This window comes from Capilliphycus salinus ALCB114379 (genome assembly GCF_047276495.1).
GTDB classification, from domain to species: Bacteria; Cyanobacteriota; Cyanobacteriia; order Cyanobacteriales; family Microcoleaceae; genus Capilliphycus; species Capilliphycus salinus.
The window spans coordinates 676995-698062 of sequence record NZ_CP178543.1 but is presented as its reverse complement, the minus strand read 5'-3'; the positions used below and the strand labels follow the sequence as shown (position 1 = coordinate 698062).

The window sequence follows — 21068 nt, the reverse complement described above, 5'->3', positions numbered from 1 at the left end:
AGTATCTTAAACTAGAAAGTAGATAGAAAGTTTACAGAAAGTCCTAGAGGAATAATATAATGAATCATCAATCACAATCTACTCATCAGCACGGGTTCGATAATGAGTCGGGGAATGAAAATGTACTTCATCAGTATATTCAATCTCTTGACCCCGAATTTATTTCTCAACTGTCTAAGCCGAATTCTGAAGTTCGTCAATTAATGGAGTCTCATCTTAATGGGATTTTAGGGAATTTACCCCCTCAAAATTTTGGCGTCACTATTACCACCAGTCGGGAAAATTTAGGACAACTCTTAGCCGCAGCCATGCTCAACGGTTATTTCTTACATAGTGCTTATCAACGCATGAATTTAGAGCGTTCTTTACCTGTTTCTTTCAGCCGTCAAGAGAGTTCTTCCGAAGTTGAAAAGAACTCCTAATTTAACCCGTTTAACTTTTGTTTAAATGACCGTTAGGGGTGCAATCTGCGCCCTCTGTTTTTTTTTAATTATTCATAACAGATCCTAGAAACCCGGTCACTGAATTGTAACCGGGTTTTTAATTATTGCGCTTGATTTTATTGCAAATCCGTAGAATGATTGACTATTAAGGATCTCCGTTAAATCGGCGGGGTCACTTTCCAGGAATTTCCGGGCGTTCTTGTATCCTTAATAAAATTTTTATCTTTTTATTAATAAATCTTGACAAAATCCAAAATCAATTGTAAATTGTTCTATTAACCTGCCCTCAATTCCGCACAATCGGTTGCTCTGTTACTCGGATTTTTAGCTGAATCACCTGATTCTGTCTGGGTTTCTCTGTATCTAAAAATATGCTGATCGGTTCTATTGATTATTCAAGGTGAACTGATATTAGCTTGCTTAATTTCCGGTCTTTAACTTTTGAGGAGATGCGGAAAAAGTTAGCTTGGCGCGAATATTACTCGTTAAAAAGGTTAAAATGAAAAATAGATTTTCAGTCCGTGCTTTTCTGCTTGCTAGTTTGGGAATTTTTTTGAGTTTACCGAATGCAGAAGCCACTTCTCAAAGCAATTTAACCGTTGAACTCGACGGTTTAAAAAACCAAGGCGGTCAAGTGTGTTTGAGTTTATTTTCAAGTAGTCAAGGCTTCCCCGATCAAAAAGAAAGTGCTTTGCAAACTCAATGTGTTCGGCTTGGAAAAGACAGTCCGAAAATTACGTTTGAAAATTTGATTCCGGGAAATTATGCGGTTGCGGTTTTTCACGACGCCAATAGCGATCAAACCCTTAACCTCAACAGTTTGGGTATTCCCACCGAAGGTTTTGGTTTTTCTCGCAACCCCGCTATTTTCGCCGGTCCTCCCCAGTTTGATGATACTGCGGTTGTGGTAGCCACCGCCCAAAATAATATTCAGATTAAGTTACAATATCTTTGGAATTTGAACCAATAAATTGAAAAGCTAGGGGTTATTCGTTTTACCTCTAGCTGAATCAACTTGATTAACCTTTTACGGATTTTCAACGGGCTAGGAGGGATTCGAACCCCCGACACCGTGGTCCGTAGCCACGTGCTCTAGTCCACTGAGCTACAAGCCCTGACGACTTTGAGTCAAGCGGTCACACTGAACCCTAACTCATTGCCTGAGTTATCATCATAACACATTTTTTTAGAATAGCAACCCAAAATGACAAATAATTCGCCGCAACAGCCACAACCCTTAACCCACCTGAATCAGAGGGGAGAAGTGAATATGGTCGATGTCTCCGACAAGGCCGCAACTCGCCGAGAAGCGCTTGCCGAGGGTCGGGTGCGGATGTTGCTATCGACTTTAGAAAGCCTGATGGCAGGTAACGCCCCCAAAGGAGATGTGATCGCAACCGCCAAACTCGCCGGAATTATGGCCGCCAAACAAACTGCCCAATTAATTCCCTTGTGTCATCCCTTACCTTTAAGTAAAATAAATGTGGAACTCCAACCCGATCCTGAACTGCCCGGTTATCGGATTCGCGCTCAAGTGATTACCACCGCAGAAACCGGAGTGGAAATGGAAGCGTTAACCGCCGTATCTGTAGCGGCGTTAACCCTTTATGACATGGCGAAAGCCTTAGAAAAATCAATCGAAATCGAATCGATTCGTCTGGTGAGTAAAACCGGGGGAAAGTCAGGAGATTATCACACTCAGCCCGACGAAAAAAACTAAAAAGAGTTCTCCGCTAACATTTACAAGCTATTTTTTGTGAATAAATAAATTCAGTAAATGTTTCGGTAGAACATCTCCTTCTAAAATAGAGATAGAACTGTTCAGGAGTGAAAAAAAATGCCTCCCCGTTGGCCTCGACAACCCGATCGCAAAGATCCAGCCTATCGGCGCTTGGATGACCGGATGAATTTTGCTGTTCATGTAGCAATATTTGCAGCTTGCAATTCCGGATTATGGTTTTTTGAGAAAATTCAAGCGGCAACATGGCCCTGGGCCTGGTGGGTAACGGGGGGATGGCTGTTGCTCCTCGGAATTCACGGCATTTACATTTTTGCGATCGCGGACTATTCTTCAGTTAGACCCAATCAACCCAATTAAAAGATCGATTATCTAGAATAAGGGGGAACACTAAGAGCGGAAGGTACTCCGCCTATTATGCAGTAACAATCACTCATTGGCGTTATGGCGACTACACAGGAAATCGAAAAACTCGCTTCTGAAATCGGCGAAAATATATATATTGATGTGGCGAAATGGCATCTTTACCTATCAGATGCTCACGTGCATACACAAGTAGCCGAACAGCTTTATCCTTTACTGGAAAATGGAAATTTAGAAGCTGGTTCCATTAATCAAGTGTTGCAGGGAATTACGGTTTCCTTAGGTGGAGGTAAAATGACCACATCACTGGCTAATTTAATTCCCAACTCAGTGGAAAGCGATCTACTCAAAATGTTAGAAGAATATCAGCGCCAGATGTAAAGGACGAGTTTAATATCTACCAAAAGTATGAGACTAAACAGTACAAATTCATAGAAAATTACAGACAGGCTAGGAAAAATAAAATGAAACGAAACTTAGGACTTGTAAGTCTGATTGCAATCGGCAGTCTGCTGAGTATTATTGCACCGACAACCGCCCAATATCGTCCAGATCGTCCTACCTTTTTTAGCGACGGGGAACGACAACTCAACCAAGAAATTAACCGCCTCGATCATCCTTCAGTAAAGAATTCGGAACCGGTTCTCTCTTTTGAACAAGCCCAAAAACCCAGTACAGAAATTACTCAACTTCCCGGTAATATCATTGTAGCAATGCCGGGAACATTTCGAGGAGAGCGACGAGAAATTCTAGATACAACAGGCGGAAAACTAGAATTTACAGTCTTAGCAACTCGTCAGAGTGATTCTCAATTTACCGTCGCCTATTCGGTTCCGTTGACCTCAACTCGCTTAGTTGAACCTGAAGCCTTATTTAACCAAATTCGAGATAGTTATATCAAAGGCAGACCTGTAAAATTAGTAGGAGAACGCAATATTGCTCTACAGCGTTATCCGGGTCGAGAAATCAATTTATCAAGTTTCCGGGAAAATCACCAATTTAGAGTTTATCTGGTTCAACAACGAGTTTATGTTTTAGGAGTCAGCAAAGCCAAAGACGGAGGACCGGCGACCCAAGATGTGAGCCAATTTTTTAACTCCTTTCAATTACGGACCCAGTAAAAGTTAACACCAGGAAATCAAATTAAGGTAAGCTAGACTCGGTTAAAACCTAGCTTGGTCTGAATCGGACATCCAATGAGAAGAAAACTGGCTCAAATTGCACTGAGTTTAGCTTTATCTATTTTTTTTCCTTTACCCAGTTTGGGAGCTACGATATTAGAAGAGATCAAAACCACAGGAGTTCTTAAAGCCGGAGTCAGGGAAGATGCGGCCCCTTTTGGTTATCGTGCGGTATCAGGAGAATGGGAAGGATATTGTATTGAACTGATCGAGTTGCTCGCAAGCCGACTGCAAAACCAACTGAATTTAAGCGAACCGATTAAGATAGAATATATACAGTCTACGTTGGAAACTCGCGAACAGATCGTCAGAGATAAAAGGGTTCATGTCGAATGCGGCCCGAACACCATTACTCGCAGACCGCCATCGGAAATCGTTTACTCGGATCAATTTTTAGCTACAGGTGTGTATCTGTTAGTCCGAGCGGATAATCAAGGTTATATTAATCCATCAGGTGCCTTAGAAAATATATCCATCGGTGTGCTTCCGGCATCTTTAACCGAAAGATTTATTACCAGTCGATATTCCCTGGCCGAACCGATAGAGTATCCGGGAACTGAAGGACGACAAGCCGCAGTTAAAGATGTTCTCAGCGGCGAAATTAACGCCTTTGCCAGTGACGGACTGTTATTAATAGGAGAACTGTTGAGACAGCCAGAAGTGAGTCAAACCGATTATGCTCTAGTTCCCTCCGAACCCCTAACCTGTGAATTTTACGGAATGATTCTGCCCGAAGGAGATATATCTTGGGTCAATACAATTAACTCTCTAATTTTAGTTCAAGAAAGCGTAGAAATCCTCCGTCAATTATACGGCAGTGATTCGCCCTATATTGAAACCACCCAAGCCGCCCTCAAAAAATGTATGCCGTAAATAGTTAACAGTGATCAGTACCGTGCAGTAACCAGTAACCAGTGTAGGGGCGGGTTCACAATTAATGTATGTTTCTGAGCAATAATCGGTATAAACCCGCCCCCTCTCAGAAGTCAGAAGTCGATTGAGTCCGCGCCTCGTGAAGCTACTGATAACTGACAACTGTAAACTGTAAACTGTAAAAACTCTATGCGCGAACTTCGCTCGCGACCATTCCGCCTCTCTTGGTCGGCATTCGCGATTCGCCCGCAGGTGGCGCGGTGAACCAGTGCGTTGGGCGGGTTCCCCGACTTAAAGCAACTGGTGAACCCGAAGGGGGTCCGACCGCAAGTCGCAAGGAACCCGCATATGGTGACTGGTAATGAGTGACTGTCAAGACTTCCTCCTGAATGAAGGACACCTTTAGTGTAGAGGCAACTTAGGGAATAAATTAGATAAATTCGCTAATCTTGAATAGGGGAGTCAATCCTGTCTTCTGCCTTTTGTCAAAACTTTCAACTCAACCGGCGTGGCATCGAAATCTGGCTTCCCCTCCCTCAGTTTAAAAACAAATAGCGGATTGGACATGATGACTCAGGAGTTCCATATCTCTGTTACCCCTGTCGGGAACAATGAATACTTGGTGCGAACCGAAGAAGTCGCATCCGGTGTCCCCTTAGCAGAAGAACAGGTTAGCTGGCCAGTAGACACCTGGCTTGGCCACACTCGTCAATTAATGCAAGATCCCCTACTGGGGGTTCTACAGGGACAAAACCTCACTCAATATCGCACCCGAGGAGCAACGACCGCCTCCCCCAACTCGGCGTTATCGCCAGAATCAAGCATTATGAGTTTGGTCGAACTCGGACGCCAACTGTATAACGGCTTGTTTCAAGGGACCATGCGCGAAAGCTGGACCTGCGCCCAAGCCATTGCTCAAAATCGACGGGAGTTTCTGCACCTGCGGTTGGGAGTCAAGGGAAAGCGTCTGGCGAGTTTACCTTGGGAGGTGTTATACGCCGGCGATCGCCCCATCGGAACCGGGCCGGATATCGGATTTTCCCGTTACCAACCGGGTGTGATTTCGACTCACCATTCCCCCATTCTGACTTCTAACCAACCGCTCAGAATTTTAGTCGCCATTTCCGCTCCCAACGATCAAGAAAATCTGCAACTGAAGCGAGAAGTTCTGCATTTGCAAGAAGAACTGCAACGGGATATTCAACGCAGTTCGGTCCCCCATCGCTCCGGCCCGGAAATTCAACTGACGATTCTCTCTCAACCCGACGGCCACCAACTGACCCAAGCCCTCGAACAAGGTCAATATCAAGTCTTTCACTACGCCGGACACAGTAATTTGGGGGTGTCGGGGGGTGAACTGTACCTCGTCAGCAGTCGCACCGGATTAACCGAAACCCTCAGCGGAGACGACTTGGCGGGATTGCTCGTTAATAATGGCGTGCAAATGGCCGTGTTAAACTCCTGTCGGGGGGCTTACGCTCAGGGTTCCCTTTCCGACGAAGACACCGCCCAACTCAACCTCGCGGAAAGCCTCGTCAGACGCGGAATTCCGGGTGTATTGGCGATGGCCGAACGCATTCCCGATGAAGTCGCCCTGACGCTGACTCGCCTGCTGTACCGCAATCTCAATCAAGGTCATCCGATTGATATTAGTTTAAGTCGGGCGCGACAAGGTTTAGTTTCTGCCTATGGTTCCCATCAACTTTATTGGGGTTTACCGATTTTATATTTACATCCCAAGTTTGATGGTTATTTGACTGCTGATGCGGTTGAAACTCAGAGCGCTAAATCGTTGTCTCAGTCTCAGTTTGCTCCGATTTTAGCTCAAAATTGGGGTGAATCGAGTCTTCCTCCGGTTGAAAAGCAAGTTGAAAAGAAGCAGTCTGAAAGCCTTGAATTTGCCTTTTCTAAAGCCGATATCGATCCGTTTCTTAAAGATAAACCGATTGAATATGCGGATGATTTGGGCGAAGAAGATGAAGATCTCGAATTTATTGGTGATGCTTTGCGTCAGCTTAAAAGTTCTCGACCTTATTCTCCACCGGGAAGGGGAAATAACAATGTCAAGTTAGTTGAAAAACCACATAAAATTTATCAAGATAAAATTGATCAAGATAAAATTGATCGGCCTTATCGTTCTCGACTTCCTGAAACGAACAGTCGTCAAACGGTTCATTCTCTGTCCGTAAAGCTGCTCAAATTAAATGCTTTGAAGCCTTGGCTGCCTTTGGCGTTGCTGTTGATTCCCATCAGTTTGGGTCTGGGATTGTTTTACAATAGTATTTTTCAGTTCGGGAAGTCTGACTCAGAAATCGCGTTATCTAAACCGATAAAACCCAACACGACACTGGTTAAATCACCCGCAGAACAACCGCTTGATTTAAGTACGGCAAAAACCGATTATGTATTGGGAATTGCGGTAGAACAGTTTTATCAAGAAAATCTTTTATCCGGAGTCGAAGCCACAACAGAATTACTCAATCGGGGTGCAATTAATGAAGCTAAAGCCGCTTTAGCTGCGGTACCGGTTCAAGATAGCGATAAGCCCGACATTAACTTTCTTTGGGGTCGGTTAATGTGGCAAGCGATTAATCAAGGTAGCGCCGATTATATGATGGATGATGTGCGGCGTTATTGGGAACGGGCTGTACAGCAACGTCCTGATTCTTTGGAATATCGAAATGCTTTGGGATTTGCTTATTATTCTGAAGGAAAACTCGATCAGGCTTATCAAACTTGGTTGCAAGTTTTAGATTTAGAAGAACTGACGTTGAATGAACAAACAGTTCAACAAAAACTTGCTCAACTCCAAGATGCGAATAAACCGCAAATTTTAACGGCTTATGCCGGGTTGGGGTTGGTTTTGATGAAGTCTACAACGGACTTACCGCCCCCGGAACAGGCGATTCGTTTGAGTAAAGCGGTGAAATTTTGTAATAAAGTTTTGAGCGAGGCTCCCGAAGAATTTAAACCCCATTTGTTGAGTCAAAATTGGCTCTGGACTAATGCTATAATTCGAGATTGGCGTCTGTTGATGCGACAACAAAACTAATGTTTAATTGAGTGTTATTCAGTTAAATTTAGAGCCAAAATAAACCCATTGCTGAAGCCAACCCCGATGTAATGATAATCCCATAAACCCCTTTTTTCAGGGTGTGATCTCAGATGAGTGTTTGACGAAAAAAAGAGAGTTATATCAAATTCAAAAAACAAGACCCTTATGCAGAAGGCAAGATTTGCCTATCCTCCCCACAACCCCACCGATCATCTGTAGCACCCATTTAATAATTTCGTACTAATTCGCTATCAATACCCATCTTTTGCTCTGCTAGATTTTACAAAATCTTCAGATGACGGAGCAAGTATTTTGAGCAATTTATGAAGTTTAACCGGATTGTCTTTACAGAAGATTTACATAGTCTTTACTCAGTCTTTACAAAAAACATTTTTTTGAGGAAAAGTAGATGTTAGGTTTGAAGAACACCAATGAGGAGCGTATTTTCACGGATTATTACTTTCTCTGTCTCATTATTCTCAGGAGATTTCAATGGCAATTATTGATTTTACCGGACAAGCAAAACAAATTGATATTGAGGAGTTCTGGCTAAATGATGACACGGGGGACGAAGCGTATAAATATTCAACTTGGTGGGCGCCGGCTGCCAATAGCTTACAGTTTTTTGACGAAGTTCAAGATTTCACCCTTTCAAAAGATATCCAAATCAGTAACCCTCAAGATTGGGATGATATCAATAATTTAGGAACGATTGAGGCGGGTACTGTTGTTGATAGTCATTTTATCTTTTTGAAAAATCCAGACACATCCAAACGCCAATCATTTACAGCCACCTTTACTTTTGACAATCCAATTATTGGCTTCATGGCTGATGATCGGTTGTTTGGTAATGCCAAAAGTTCAAATTTTAATAGTAATAACGAATTTGTTGGTTATCCGGCGAGGATATTACCACCTAAGCATAGTTTAGAAGGGCCTAACGGTGGACTTCCAGAAGATACCGTTCAAATTTTGGGAGACAATAACAATATCTTAAAAGTTAATTTTACCATCCGCAACGCAGTTGACCCTCTGCGAGTGATTACACTGGAATCGGGAACGGTATCAAGTCCCTCACCCACTCCTGAACCGACTCCTGAACCGACTCCTGAACCGACTCCCGAACCGACTCCCGAACCGACTCCCGAACCGACTCCTGAACCGACTCCTGAACCCGATAGTTCCAATGACAGCAACCCAGACTATCAGGAGGTGATTGAAGTTAATCCCAACGATATTTTACCAGGAACGGGTGAAAAGGATTCGCTCAGTGGTGATGACGGACAAAATTTGTTCGTTCTGGGAGATGCAACAACACCCTACTATATGGATGGGGATATTAACAGTTCCGGTTGGAGTGATTATGGTCAAATTCTCCAGTTCGATCCTTCAGAAGATAAAATTCAACTTCATGGTAGTCCTGAAGATTATCAACTGTCGAATAACACTCACGCCCACATCTTCTATACCAACGGTCAAAATAGTAGAGAGTTAGTTGGAATTGTCGTTAATCAACCCGCTTCCGAACTGTCATTAACTGACGGCATTTTTACATACATATCAGAAACAACTGATTCAGAAACAACTGATTCAGAAACAACTGAAACCAATAATGAGACTGGGACAGATGAAAATCCAGCCGGCGATAATGTTGTTAATGATGGTACTGTCGCAGATAACAACAACCCCAATGTTGAGTATGACGAAGTGATTGGTGTTAATCCCAATGATCTCCTACCCGGAACGGGCGAAAACGATGCACTCAATGGACAAGAAGGTTCGGATTTGTTCGTTCTTGGAGATGCAACAACACCCTACTATATGGATGGGGATATTAACAGTTCCGGTTGGAGTGATTATGGTCAAATTCTCCAGTTCAATCCCTCAGAAGATAAAATTCAACTTCATGGTAGTCCTGAAGATTATCAACTGTCGAATAACTCTCACGCCCACATCTTTTATACCAACGGTCAAAATAGTAGAGAGTTAGTTGGAATTGTCATCGATCAACCCGCTGCAGGACTGTCATTAACTGACGACATCTTTCAATATGTCTAGTTCTTCACTCCTGGGGCGATTATCCCATTAATGTAGTGCGAAATACGGCTCTCCCGGATACGGATTAAAAACTATCAGCCGAGGGGATAACCAAGGCTATATTTTAATCTGGTGTTATCATCAGAAATACGGGAGAGCCATTCTTTCTAAACTCGGAATTAGTTATTGAGTTAAACCGAGAATAAAAATAAAGCCGTTGCTGAGGACAACCAAGAGGTAAAGATAATCCCATAAACCCCTTTTTTCAGGGTGTCATCTGAGGGTAAAGGATTAAAACATTTTCCCACTATACTTTTAATAAATTGACCTTGCTGCTGTTGTTTTTGTGAGGTTTCGCCCCGCAGTTTATTTTCAAGATTCGTTAACAAACAGGTTCCTTGATTAAATTGCCATTGGATAATCATAACCGGAACAAAAATCAGATGAATGATTCTCCAAAATTGACTCGGAATTATCCATCCAAACAACACAAAAAATAAGGTCAAAAAATGAAGGCATTTTGTTAAAAAAATTAGTAGAGTTTTCCAATTCATCAGAAAAAATATTAACGTTACGCTAACGCAGTAGAACATTTAAAGTTATGCTACACTTACTATAGCAAGATTTGACAAGGAAATCAGTGTTTATACGGTGATCTCGATCACTTTTTACAAATCAGGTAACATTGCTATATCTACTTAATTGATAGAGTTCACAGTTTTGTTAATTAAAGTTCAAATTGAACTGGAAAAGTTTGATAATGCTTGGTAAGTTTCGCAGAGATCATATAGAAAATACTGAAAAATAAAATACTTAAAAGTCATTAATAAAGATTATTTTATTAACCCTGAATATAAGTTTGGAGGTAACACCTTTGCTAAACAGATGTACTCCCAAACCCCTTTCCCTTTAACTTTCAATTGTCAGGTGAAACTTTTATAAAAAATCAAAGTATCCCGATGGGACGAAAAAGACCTTGCTATCTTCAGGCAGGTCAAGATTAGCTGTCACAGCTTCAGTCATGGCTGAATCACTGAAACCAGAAAGTGTTGCGAAAGAAGAAGAAGCAGGAGCTTCCATTAAAAACACTTGTTCTGTAATTAGTGAGAAATCCGGTTCAACTTCCTCAACAGGGATAAAAGCACTGTCACCAGAGATTCGAGCATCGAACTCGGCAATTATATCTATGAGCAGTTGCTCAGTGAAACCACTCTCTCCAGGAACGTAGTTATCCAGTTGTTCCTGGAAAAACGCTCTTGTCTCTAAAAGACCAGTTAGAATATCTACCTCTGGTTCAGGCGATTCAACGGCTTGCTCAATTGGAGTTGCACTGATAAACGAGCCTATAGACTCTAAGAACAACGGAATGTTGTCAATCTCATCGCCCGCATTTTGCATGACATCATATTCACCTTCTTCCCACCAGGAGGTTCTGAACAACAGGTCATCTCCTTGTCGGGCGAATTCAATGATGTATGGTTTTTCTGTTGTTATCTCACTACTGCTTAATGCAAAAGAGCTAGTGCTAGCAGAAGCAGGTGATGGTGGTGGAGGGCTGTCATCGTTGACGCGATCGCCTTCGCCCCTGTGAAAGTCCGCAATTCTTCCAAGCTCTGCGGCTTCAATAAAGAATGTATCAGCACCGGAATTTCCAGTGTAATTAGACGTACCGTTATAAATCGCCATTGTTGTTTTCTCCTTGAAATGGCGTGGTTGAATTTCCACTAGCAAAAGCATAACAGAAAAAATCACAATGGCAATACATCTAAAGAAAGTTTTTTTAAGATTAAGGTTAAGGCTTGATTACTTATTTTTGGTGTAACTAAACTGGGTTAAACTGTTCTTTCGAGAGTTGACAAATAAACAAAAAAAGGCTAAACTTAATCTCATTAACATCAAGTTTAGTTGAATTATCAAAGCGCTGTATAAAGGGTATTCAGTGATTTTTGTAAAGGCAAGTTTAAGATGCGATCGCTTATTTTTGGTGTAACTAAACTGAGTTAAACTGTTCTTTGATGAGTTTACTTATGGAAAAATAAATGTTAGAAGTCATCCCAATAGCAGCAGGACAGATTCAAGTTCCTTTACCGGGTGGAGGGTCAGCATCAATAAACCCAGATGGAACACCAGGATTCGGAAGGTCTGTAGAGCTAAGAGGGTCGGGGATTTTCATTGGTACACCACTATTGGATCAAATTGTAGTGACTGATGATGGAGCAAAGACCATATTTGGTTTAGACGATGGAGATAGCTTTTACATTTCCGGATCGGGGGCTGTAGTCTTTGGTAATGCTGGAGACGATGTATTCACAGGTGGAGATGGAGATAGCACCCTTTATGGGGGTCAGGGAGAGGAGCGCATTGCAGGTGGCCCCGGTAATGATTTGATATTTGGGGAGTCGGGTGGAGAACGATTGGATGGTCAAGCCGGAAGCGATACCCTATTGGGCGGAATGGATGGCGACATTATTCGTGATAGGGGTGGTACAGAAGGTGACGAGAACTGGCTTTATGGGGGGGCAGGGGGATGATGGCATTTCAAGCGAGAATGGAAATGATCGCCTCTGGGGAGACATGGGAGATGATAACATAACAGCCGGAACCGGAAGCGATACTTTAACGGGTGGCTCCGGGTTTGATATTTTGACAGGAAACGATTTCTCCGGTTTTTCACCTGACCAAGCCCAGGATTTGTTTGCTCTAGAAATTACTGATGGGTTTGATCTAATTACTGACTTTGAGGACGGTGTTGATCGTTTGATTCTTCCGGTGGGCGTCTCGTTTGAAGATTTGGATATTGCTCAAGTGGGAGAAGATGCAGCCGCTTTGGATGCGCTAGGATCTTTCTGGTTAAATGAACCAGTTGATATCGTTATTCGGTTGGCAAATTCAGGGGAGGTTCTAAGCGTTCTGAATGGCAATGGAACCGGGCTGACTGTTGACCTGATTTCAGCAGAGGATTTTATTGAGATAAATTTTTAATAACTCAGAGCGATCGCAAGAGTTGATATATAGAATCACGCTCAGAATACAAGTTGATTGTGAATACTATACAGTTTTATTCCTCGACTCTACAAACAGTCAAAAGACTACAGATCGTCAATATCGTTAAATATGTCTGTATCTAAGTTGTTTACCGATGCAGTTTGTTTAAACTCCGACTCAGCTATCGGTTGAACAAAAGCATTATTCGCCCTAACAAAACAATTTGCAGGCATACCATCACTCTTATTCTTAATAAAAATCCAGGGGTTTAAATTCTCATCAAACGTGACCACAAACCCCGCATAAGTCCGTTGAGCTTGAAAAATCTCATCTGTTTGTAACGTCGTTACAGGTGGCCAACTGCCAATTTCAGGATAACCCGGATTATCAAGACTCCAAACTTGTTTAATCGAAAATTCACCCATTCGACAGTTTAAACCATTCGGATCGGGATCGACAACCTGCCAATATAAATGATTCAAATTCCCGCTAAAATCTCCAGTTTCATCCGGTTGAGGTAAAGAATTCGCTAAAATCGGAGGCTGTCCGCAAAACAAAAATAATCCCAAAACCAATAAGATTAAACTCCAAATCCGTGATAATCTCTTAAACATAATCAACCCCATCAAATTTTAGAATTAAACCCGTTACTTTTTCCCCTCTATATTGTACCTTAGAATGAGAACAGATTTGATAAAAATTTCCGAGGTCAACCATGAGCGCTCAATTTCCAGAAAACTTTATTTGGGGTGCTGCAACCGCATCCTATCAAATAGAAGGCGCAGCCCAAAAAGATGGACGTTTACCGAGTGTTTGGGATACCTTCAGCGCCACACCCGGACGAGTTTTAAACGGAGATACCGGAGACATCGCCTGCGACCATTATCATCGCTATGAAAGCGATATTAAACTGATGGCAAAACTGGGGATTAAACATTATCGCTTTAGTATGGCTTGGCCGAGAATTGTTCCCAACGGACGAGGAGAAATCAATCAAGCTGGAATCGATTTTTATCAACGTTTAGTAGACTGTTTACTCGAACATGAAATTACCCCCCATGCAACTTTATTTCACTGGGATAGTCCTCAAGCATTAGAGGATTTATATGGGTCTTGGCAGAGTCGAGAAATTGCCCAAGATTTTGCCGATTATGTTAGTATTGTTGTGAGTCGGTTAGGCGATCGCATTACCAACTGGATAACGATTAATGAAATCCCCTGTTTTACCCATCTTGGTTATGCGGTAAATAGCGATCCGCCTCACGCGCCAGGAACTCGTGTAAGCCGCATCAAAGACATTTGGCAAACCTCTCATCATGCGTTACTTGCACATGGTTTAGGGGTGCAAGCTATTCGCGCCGCTTCTCCCGTTGCTTGTTCGGTTGCATTGGTGGATAATTGGGCGGTAACGGTTCCCATTATAGAATCATCCGAACATATTTTAGCGGCGAAAAAAGCCTTTCATCTTTGCGGACAAAATGGCGGAATCTTGTTTCCGGCGTTAACGGGAAATTACAGTCCGATTTTGTTAGAACTTTTGGGCGAAAATGCGCCGGATATTCAACCGGGAGATTTAGAAATTATTCATCAACCGTTAGATTTTTTAGGATTTAATGTTTATTCTGCAACTTATGTGAGGGCGGCAAATAACAGATTTGGTTTTGAATTTTTAGGCTTGCCCAAAGGTTATCCCCGCATGAATATGCCCTGGTTAAATATTGTCCCCGAATCGATTTATTGGGGAATTCGACACGTTAGCGAAACGTTAAATCAGCCCAATTTACCGATATTAATTACAGAAAATGGATGCGCCGCCCAAGATGAATTAAACCCGCAAGGAGAAGTCATCGATAGCGATCGCATTTTCTATTTGCGTCAACATTTGAATTCCGCTTATCGGGCAATTTCAGAAGGATATCCTTTGAAGGGTTATTTTGTGTGGAGTTTGATGGATAATTTTGAATGGGCTTGGGGTTATGATCGCCGATTTGGTATAGTTTATATTGATTATCCCACCCAACGCCGCATTCCGAAAATGAGTTTTAATTGGTACGCCGAATGTATCCGTCAAAATCGAGTCGTTTAACGGTTCCCAACAGCAATTATTCTCAATTGATAAAAACCAGGGATTCTGTCACTTTTACCGCTTCTTCAGGACTAATATTATTGCAGTTTTGTACGGACTGGGATGCACCCGAACCCGCAAAGCGAACAAATAACAAACTGGGGTTATTTGCCACATCTCCAAGCCAGTCCGAAAAAATAGTCGGGGAGGCGTTTCCCTCTCTCATTTCGTGATAAAATCGACCGTAATAAAGCCGACTATTTCCAAATACAGGAGAATTAATCGGAAGTTCATATTCTAAAACCGGGCCACCGATTCCGCCTCCCGTTGCTTCTATGGCAAAACAGGAGTTATTTTCTCCTCGATAAACGATCGCATAACTCGGCCCAAACCGACAGGAGGAAGGGTCATCAGGACAGCTTTTGATTTGAACATCCGCAACTCGAAATCCTTCGGGAATATAGGCGGGAACGGCAATTTTTCGGTCTAGGGATTTTAAAAGTTTAATTTGATTTTCTGTTAGTCCGGCTAAAGCAGTTTGAGACTGAACAGGCTGGAAACAAGCAGGGGTTAATAAACTAACGCTTGCTGTTATTATTAACCGTTTTGAGACGCTGAGAAAATTCTTGAATCTCATAATATCCTCTTTTGATGTCGTAACCGATCAATACAGTCGAGATAATTGGGAATAGGTTCCTGGGCGATGCGACAAGCCTCAGCATCAACATTAATTAAATCCTCGCCCCAAAACACTTTTCCTAACTCGATAGATTTTCCTTTGTCGGGTTTCCAGTCTGGACTAATAAATTTGCGATCGCCATCAACAACCGCCCCATCAAATAAATATCCAATACAAAAATAAACATCCTGCAAAATTAACGGAACCGAGGGACGATGCAACTGTCCGCGAGAGTTGGGACTTCTGGCTTTATATTTGCTGCGAGGAAATAAGCCGTAAAGATTTTTTAAAGAAGCAGAAATTAACGGTTCATTTTTAAGGTGAGTGCGTTTGAGGGCGCCGATACTGATGCGACAGTCTACTTCTTGAAGGATAGCCGGAGCGTGCATCGAGGTGAAGCGTACCGGTTGCGGGGAACGGTTGGGATATTCCATCAAGGGGAGTTTATCGGCGTCTAACAATTTTATTTTATCGGTGAATAAATCAGACAAACCATTGCGAGCGATAATTTCAGACAGCGAGACCGGAGAACAGACGCCCTCAACCACTAAAATTTCGGCGTCGGGGTTCGCCTGTCTTAGTCCTTGTAAAACCGCCCCCAAAACCCCCCGACTCACGGTAACGGGCGGGCCGACGGGATAGCCCAAATTGGGCTTGACAAGTATGCGTTTTGCTGTTAGCGCATTTGGGGGCGGTTGATAAACAAAAGTTGAGGGGGTCGCGACTTGCACATCCAGAGATCTCATCGGATAAATTTACAAAAGATTTACAAAGTATTAAAATATTATAAAGGTTGAATAAAGCCTGTTTAACAAGATGTTATTCAGTGAATATACAGAACTTTCATCAGCCCGGCCTGAGAATTCTATAAAAAAAACCCGATTAATAGATCTCCACTACTTAAGTGTGATAGCGATCACGAAAAAAAGCGAGTTAAATCACAAGCAGAGGATGTTTTAGATCACTGTAGAGTCGGGAAGCATCAATAATACTTGAGATCGTAAAAAATTAGATCCGGTTATGTACTTATTCTCTGCGAGAGATTTGAGGGGAAATAAAAATGCTATCTACCAAACAAGCTCAATTAGTTCAGTTTTTACGCTTTGAATTGGCGATCCCTGCCTCGTCCATCGCAATGGCCCTGCGTCATCCCGAACACGACTATGGTCAACTGCCCATGATTTTGTGGCAATACGGCTTAATTAGCTTAGAACAGTTGGATCGGATCTTTGATTGGTTAGAACGGTTTGGAACTTCTGTAGAAACCAAACCCAAATTCAACAATGCCGATCCCGATACTCGGGTCCTCAATGAATCTGTCGATCTAACTTCGGCTTCTTTTGTCGGGTAATCTTGGGTGAGATGAAATTAACAAAACTGCTCAATTCTAGAGGGATTAAGTACAGTTTAGACGGTTAAAACTTTTTGAAAAGCTTTCAATCATCTGGCGTGGAGAAAACAAGAAAGCCCATCAAAAAATTAAATATTAATCATTAGTAATCAATCTGGAGAGAAGCTAATTTTTCCATCAAAGAGCGAGAATAAGATTAAATCATTAGTTAAAATTTGTCTAAACCCCTCTAATCCCTCTACAATTCATTTATTAATCACAGTCATAAATCCCTGCTGGTTCAGTCCAAATTCTTATATAATCAGGTTGCTCGGCCAAAAAAAGGGATTAATATTTAGGTTAAACTAAAACGTGGGGCTGAACGCATAACCGATGTTATGAATTTTGAAGAGGCGCTGAAGTTAACGGATGCTGTCGTTTTTGAAAAGACGGGTAAACACCTGAGTGATGCTCAACGGGCTGTCGTTCAGGGAACTTGGTATCGCCAAAAATATCACGAAATCGCCTTAACCTATCGCTGCACTCCCGAATATCTCAAACAAGATGTTGGCCCGAAGTTATGGCGTCTGCTCTCCGACGAATTTGGCGAAAAAGTCAGTAAAACCAACTTTAGAACCGTTCTAGAACGACGACTCGGCTTAGACATTCAGCCCCATCCCATTGTACCCAGACCCCAGTCTCCCCGAGTCTCTCAATTTGACTTACCCGTTTCCCGAGTTGTGGAAAAAACCCCTCAACAAATTGATTGGGGAGAAGCAACAGATGTGTCCTTATTTTATGGTCGTTCTCAAGAACTATTTCAACTCGAACAATGGATAGTTCCCCAAGGATGTCGGGTGGTGGCGATCTTAGGAATGGGAGGAATTGGAAAAACCTCTTTATCGGTACAATTGGCTCAAAAAATCCAGTCAAACTTTCAATATGTGATTTGGCGAAGCCTGAGAAATGCTCCCCCATTACCGGAAATTTTAGCGGAAATCATTCAATTTTTATCCGACAAACAACAGGTTAATTTATCCTCCGATATTCACCGGCAAATTTCCCAACTGATCGACTTAATGCGACAGTTTCGTTGCTTGGTGATTTTAGATAACGCCGAGTCGATTTTACAATCCGGCGATCGCGCCGGACGCTATTGTGAAGGTTATGAAAACTACGGCGAACTGATTAAACGCTTGGGAGAAACCCGCCACCAAAGTTGTCTGCTATTAACCAGCCGAGAAAAACCGAGAGAAATCGCCGCTTTAGAAGGAGAAATTCTCAACGTTCGCGCATTACAATTAACCGGATTAGAAACCGCAGACTGTCAAGCTTTAATCCAAGCCAAAGGAATCGTCGCCTCATCAGAACAATGGCATCAATTAATCGCCAGATACGCCGGAAATCCCCTGGCTATCAAAATTGTCACCACCACCATCGACGATGTTTTTGGAGGTGAAATCGGCGAATTTATCGAACAAATTCAACAGGGAACCGCCGTCTTTGGAGATATTCGAGATCTGCTCGAACAACAACTCGGACGCCTATCGGAATTAGAACTCGAAATCATGTATTGGCTCGGAATTAATCGAGAACCGGTTTCTTTACCCGAATTGCGAAAAGATTTACTCTCGGTTGTTTCTTCTCCAGAAGTGATCGAATCTTTAGAATCTCTCAGACGGCGATCGCTAATCGAAAAAAATTCTCGCGGCTTCACCCAACAGCCCGTAGTCATGGAATACATCATCGAACAATTTATTGAACACATTTTCCGAGAAATACAATCAGAAAATATAGCTTTCCTGAACCGATACGCCCTGATTAAATCTCAATCCAAAGATTACATTAGAGAAAGTCAAACCCGGGTCATTCTTAACCCCTTAGTTCAACGCCTTTTAGAACGTTATCCCCTGCGAAAAGAACTTCAAGAAAAATTTAAAAACCTGCTCAACCGACTGCGAAATCCAGTTCAAGAAAAATCGGGATATGCAGGAGGAAACCTGATCAATCTCTGTCATCAACTCGAATTAGATTTGGCCGATTATGACTTCTCAAATTTAGCCGTCTGGCAAGCCTATCTTCAAGATGCCAACCTACAAAACGTTAACTTTTCGGGAGCGGATTTATCCCGTTCTATTTTTGCCGAAACCTTAGGAAATACCCTCGCCGTTGCCTTGGGTCCAGCCAACAAATTAGCAACCGGAGACGCGGACGGAAAAATTTTACTTTGGAATACCGAAAACGGTCAAAAACTGCTAATTTTTCAGGGAAAAACAACCGGAGTAAAATCCATCGCTTTTAGTCCAGAAGGCGACTTACTCGCCAGCGGCAGCGATGACCAAACCGTGAGAATTTGGAAAGTGAGTACCGGAGAATGTTTGGATCGGTGGGGCGGACATTTAGACAGTATTAAATGCGTGAATTTTAGTTCCGATGGTCAGATGCTTGCCAGCGGCAGCGATGACCGTACCGTGAGGGTTTGGGATGTGCGATCGGGCGAATGTCTGCACGTTTTTGAGGGACATAAAGAAGGAATTCGCAGCGTAATTTTTAGCCCCGATAATCGGATTATTGCCAGCAGTAGCGACGATCAAACCGTGAGATTATGGTCGATAGATACGGGCGAATGTTTGCGGAGTTTTATCGGAAATTCTACCTGGAATTGGACGGTAACTCGGATTGAAAATATCGCCGAAAATCATCAAACAGAAAACGGACATTCTTCATTAAACCTCGAATTTAAACCGTCTAAAATTCGTTGGATCGCCAGCAGTTGCGATGAAAATATTGTGCGGTTGTGGGATGTCGAATCCGGTCAATGTTTCTACAGTTTAGAAGGTCATCAAGATTCCGTTTGGGCGGTGGCATTTAGTCCCGATGGTGAACTTTTAGCCAGTAGTAGCGACGATCAAACCGTCCGACTTTGGGAGATCAAAACCGGGACTTGTTTAAAAACTCTCAAAGGGTTTGAAAGTCAAGTTTGTTCGGTGGCTTTTAGTCAAGATCATCAAATACTTGCCACCGGAAGTCAAGAACAAATGGTACAACTTTGGGATGTGGCTACAGGTCAACGGTTAAGAACCCTGCGGGGACACAAGCATCAAGTCTGGTCCTTCGTTGTCAGTCCCGATGGGAAGACTCTGGCCACCGGCAGCGATGACAACCGAGTGCGACTCTGGGATCTCAACGCCAGTCGATGTATCAAGCGGTTTAGCGGACATTCCGACTGGGTTTGGTCGGTGGCTTTTAGTCCCGACGGTCGCCTGCTGGCCAGTGGGAGTTATGACAGCAGCGTGAAATTGTGGGATACTTCCACCGGTGAAGTTTTGAAAACCCTACACGGTCATGGCGATCGCATTGAGACGGTGGTTTTTAGTCCCGATGGCAAAATGCTGGCCAGCGCCAGTGATGACCAAACCGTGCGAGTTTGGGAGGTTCAAACCGGAGAATGTTTGCAGACCCTCACCGGACATAGCCGTTGGGTGGGAGTGGTGGCTTTTAGTGGGGATGGTCAATATCTGGCCAGTGGGAGTAACGATCACACCGTAAAATTGTGGTCTCTGGCGACCGGTGAGTGTCTGCACACTTTAGAAGGACATTTGCAAAGAATTCATCTGTTAGCGTTTAGTCTCGATAGCCAAAGTTTAGCCAGCGCTAGCTACGATCGCACGGTGAAATTATGGGATATTAAAACTGGAAAATGTCAAAAAAGTTGGTTGGCTGAAAGTGAGCGTCTTCACGCTTTGATTTTCCGAGTTGGTGGTCAACTTTGGGCCAGTGGAAGTGATGAGGCGCAAGTGGGATTGTGGGATGTTGACAGCGGAAAATGTGTTAAGATTTTGGGGGATAAATTGAGTCCGGTTTGGTCGGTCTATTTCCATCACCAAGGCCAAATTTTAGCCACTGGTAGCTACGATCAAGCCATTCGGATCTGGGATATTGAAACAGGCGAATGTTTGCAAGTTCTCCGCACGGACAAGCCCTATCACGGGATGAATATTACCGGAGTGACAGGAATTACAACCGCCCAAAAGTCAACACTGAAGGCTTTGGGAGCAATAAATCTTAATAGCAGCGATTAATGAAACTCAACAGTTAATTTGGCCCTCTACTACCCTACATTACCCGATCTTTCCAAGTCCCTTTACCAAATCTTTACAATTAGTGGGGGCAACTTGATTAAAGCTTTACAATTAAGTTATAGACTTTCTATTAGACTATAAACGTATATACAAATAGATATACGCCTCGTTCACATCTACCTCTTGGATTGAGCCTGAACTAACCTGTATCTCCTGTTTTGTAGCTTCCTAAAAACA

19 protein-coding genes and 1 tRNA gene are annotated in these 21068 nt (G+C 42.8%); 14 read left to right on the top strand and 6 right to left on the bottom strand.

Annotated elements, in window-relative coordinates; all coding sequences use genetic code 11:
- Nucleotides 1-59 precede the first annotated feature (59 nt).
- Nucleotides 60-422: a DUF760 domain-containing protein gene (locus ACL6C3_RS02965; RefSeq protein WP_413165202.1), complete on the top strand. Its 363-nt coding sequence runs from the start codon at nucleotides 60-62 to the stop codon at nucleotides 420-422.
- A 520-nt stretch (nucleotides 423-942) separates the two neighbouring features.
- Nucleotides 943-1413 carry a DUF2141 domain-containing protein gene (locus ACL6C3_RS02960; RefSeq protein ID WP_413165200.1) on the top strand — a complete coding sequence of 157 codons (471 nt, stop codon included), beginning with the start codon at nucleotides 943-945 and terminating at the stop codon, nucleotides 1411-1413.
- A gap of 71 nt (nucleotides 1414-1484) precedes the next feature.
- Here ACL6C3_RS02960 and ACL6C3_RS02955 read toward each other — a convergent pair.
- Nucleotides 1485-1558, bottom strand: a tRNA-Arg gene (locus ACL6C3_RS02955).
- An 89-nt stretch (nucleotides 1559-1647) separates the two neighbouring features.
- On the opposite strand from ACL6C3_RS02955, the gene moaC reads away from it, so the two are divergent.
- The 7 genes from moaC (at nucleotide 1648) to ACL6C3_RS02920 (ending at nucleotide 9711) form a co-directional block, all read left to right on the top strand.
- Nucleotides 1648-2163, top strand: coding sequence for a cyclic pyranopterin monophosphate synthase MoaC (gene moaC / locus ACL6C3_RS02950; RefSeq protein ID WP_413165199.1), 516 nt, complete (start codon nucleotides 1648-1650; stop codon nucleotides 2161-2163).
- Nucleotides 2164-2280: 117 nt separating this feature from the next.
- Nucleotides 2281-2541: a 2TM domain-containing protein gene (locus tag ACL6C3_RS02945; protein WP_413165197.1), complete on the top strand. Its 261-nt coding sequence runs from the start codon at nucleotides 2281-2283 to the stop codon at nucleotides 2539-2541.
- 84 nt (nucleotides 2542-2625) lie between these two features.
- Complete coding sequence (locus tag ACL6C3_RS02940) at nucleotides 2626-2925, top strand: DUF3181 family protein (RefSeq protein WP_413165195.1); 300 nt, start codon at nucleotides 2626-2628, stop codon at nucleotides 2923-2925.
- A gap of 83 nt (nucleotides 2926-3008) precedes the next feature.
- Nucleotides 3009-3665 (top strand): hypothetical protein, encoded by a 657-nt coding sequence (locus ACL6C3_RS02935; RefSeq protein WP_413165193.1) that lies wholly within the window; start codon nucleotides 3009-3011, stop codon nucleotides 3663-3665.
- A gap of 75 nt (nucleotides 3666-3740) precedes the next feature.
- Nucleotides 3741-4598: a transporter substrate-binding domain-containing protein gene (locus ACL6C3_RS02930; RefSeq protein WP_413165191.1), complete on the top strand. Its 858-nt coding sequence runs from the start codon at nucleotides 3741-3743 to the stop codon at nucleotides 4596-4598.
- Nucleotides 4599-5163: 565 nt separating this feature from the next.
- Nucleotides 5164-7650 (top strand): CHAT domain-containing protein, encoded by a 2487-nt coding sequence (locus tag ACL6C3_RS02925; RefSeq protein ID WP_413165189.1) that lies wholly within the window; start codon nucleotides 5164-5166, stop codon nucleotides 7648-7650.
- A gap of 495 nt (nucleotides 7651-8145) precedes the next feature.
- Complete coding sequence (locus ACL6C3_RS02920; protein WP_413165188.1) at nucleotides 8146-9711, top strand: hypothetical protein; 1566 nt, start codon at nucleotides 8146-8148, stop codon at nucleotides 9709-9711.
- Between the two features lie 170 nt (nucleotides 9712-9881).
- On the opposite strand, the gene ACL6C3_RS02915 is transcribed toward ACL6C3_RS02920, so the two are convergent.
- Entirely contained in the window at nucleotides 9882-10196 is a 315-nt protein-coding gene (locus ACL6C3_RS02915) for a DUF2784 family protein (RefSeq protein ID WP_413165186.1), read from the bottom strand.
- A gap of 430 nt (nucleotides 10197-10626) precedes the next feature.
- Entirely contained in the window at nucleotides 10627-11376 is a 750-nt protein-coding gene (locus tag ACL6C3_RS02910; protein ID WP_413165184.1) for a hypothetical protein, read from the bottom strand.
- A gap of 353 nt (nucleotides 11377-11729) precedes the next feature.
- Between ACL6C3_RS02910 and ACL6C3_RS02905 the strand changes: the two genes are divergently transcribed.
- Together ACL6C3_RS02905 and ACL6C3_RS02900 are read left to right on the top strand one after the other, a co-directional pair.
- Complete coding sequence (locus ACL6C3_RS02905; protein ID WP_413165182.1) at nucleotides 11730-12221, top strand: calcium-binding protein; 492 nt, start codon at nucleotides 11730-11732, stop codon at nucleotides 12219-12221.
- The gene (locus tag ACL6C3_RS02900) at nucleotides 12109-12672 is read left to right on the top strand and encodes a hypothetical protein (protein WP_413165180.1); all 564 of its coding nucleotides are present in this window, start codon (nucleotides 12109-12111) and stop codon (nucleotides 12670-12672) included. Before ACL6C3_RS02905 ends, ACL6C3_RS02900 begins: the two co-directional genes overlap by 113 nt.
- A gap of 107 nt (nucleotides 12673-12779) precedes the next feature.
- Here ACL6C3_RS02900 and ACL6C3_RS02895 read toward each other — a convergent pair whose 3' ends face one another.
- Nucleotides 12780-13289: a hypothetical protein gene (locus ACL6C3_RS02895; protein ID WP_413165178.1), complete on the bottom strand. Its 510-nt coding sequence runs from the start codon at nucleotides 13287-13289 to the stop codon at nucleotides 12780-12782.
- Between the two features lie 101 nt (nucleotides 13290-13390).
- Between ACL6C3_RS02895 and ACL6C3_RS02890 the strand changes: the two genes are divergently transcribed.
- Nucleotides 13391-14761, top strand: a complete 1371-nt coding sequence (locus ACL6C3_RS02890) for a GH1 family beta-glucosidase (protein ID WP_413165177.1) — start codon at nucleotides 13391-13393, stop codon at nucleotides 14759-14761.
- A gap of 22 nt (nucleotides 14762-14783) precedes the next feature.
- Here the strand turns inward: ACL6C3_RS02890 and ACL6C3_RS02885 are convergent, their stop codons facing one another.
- On the bottom strand, nucleotides 14784-15377 hold the full coding sequence (locus ACL6C3_RS02885) for a hypothetical protein (protein ID WP_413165175.1): 594 nt from the start codon (nucleotides 15375-15377) through the stop codon (nucleotides 14784-14786).
- Complete coding sequence (locus ACL6C3_RS02880) at nucleotides 15374-16165, bottom strand: DUF362 domain-containing protein (protein WP_413165174.1); 792 nt, start codon at nucleotides 16163-16165, stop codon at nucleotides 15374-15376. The genes ACL6C3_RS02885 and ACL6C3_RS02880 overlap by 4 nt, the downstream gene beginning before the upstream one ends.
- 314 nt (nucleotides 16166-16479) lie before the next feature.
- On the opposite strand from ACL6C3_RS02880, the gene ACL6C3_RS02875 reads away from it, so the two are divergent.
- Together ACL6C3_RS02875 and ACL6C3_RS02870 are read left to right on the top strand one after the other, a co-directional pair.
- Nucleotides 16480-16770 (top strand): DUF2949 domain-containing protein, encoded by a 291-nt coding sequence (locus ACL6C3_RS02875; protein WP_413165172.1) that lies wholly within the window; start codon nucleotides 16480-16482, stop codon nucleotides 16768-16770.
- 377 nt (nucleotides 16771-17147) lie between these two features.
- Nucleotides 17148-20831 (top strand): NB-ARC domain-containing protein, encoded by a 3684-nt coding sequence (locus ACL6C3_RS02870; RefSeq protein WP_413165171.1) that lies wholly within the window; start codon nucleotides 17148-17150, stop codon nucleotides 20829-20831.
- Nucleotides 20832-21068: the final 237 nt, after the last annotated feature.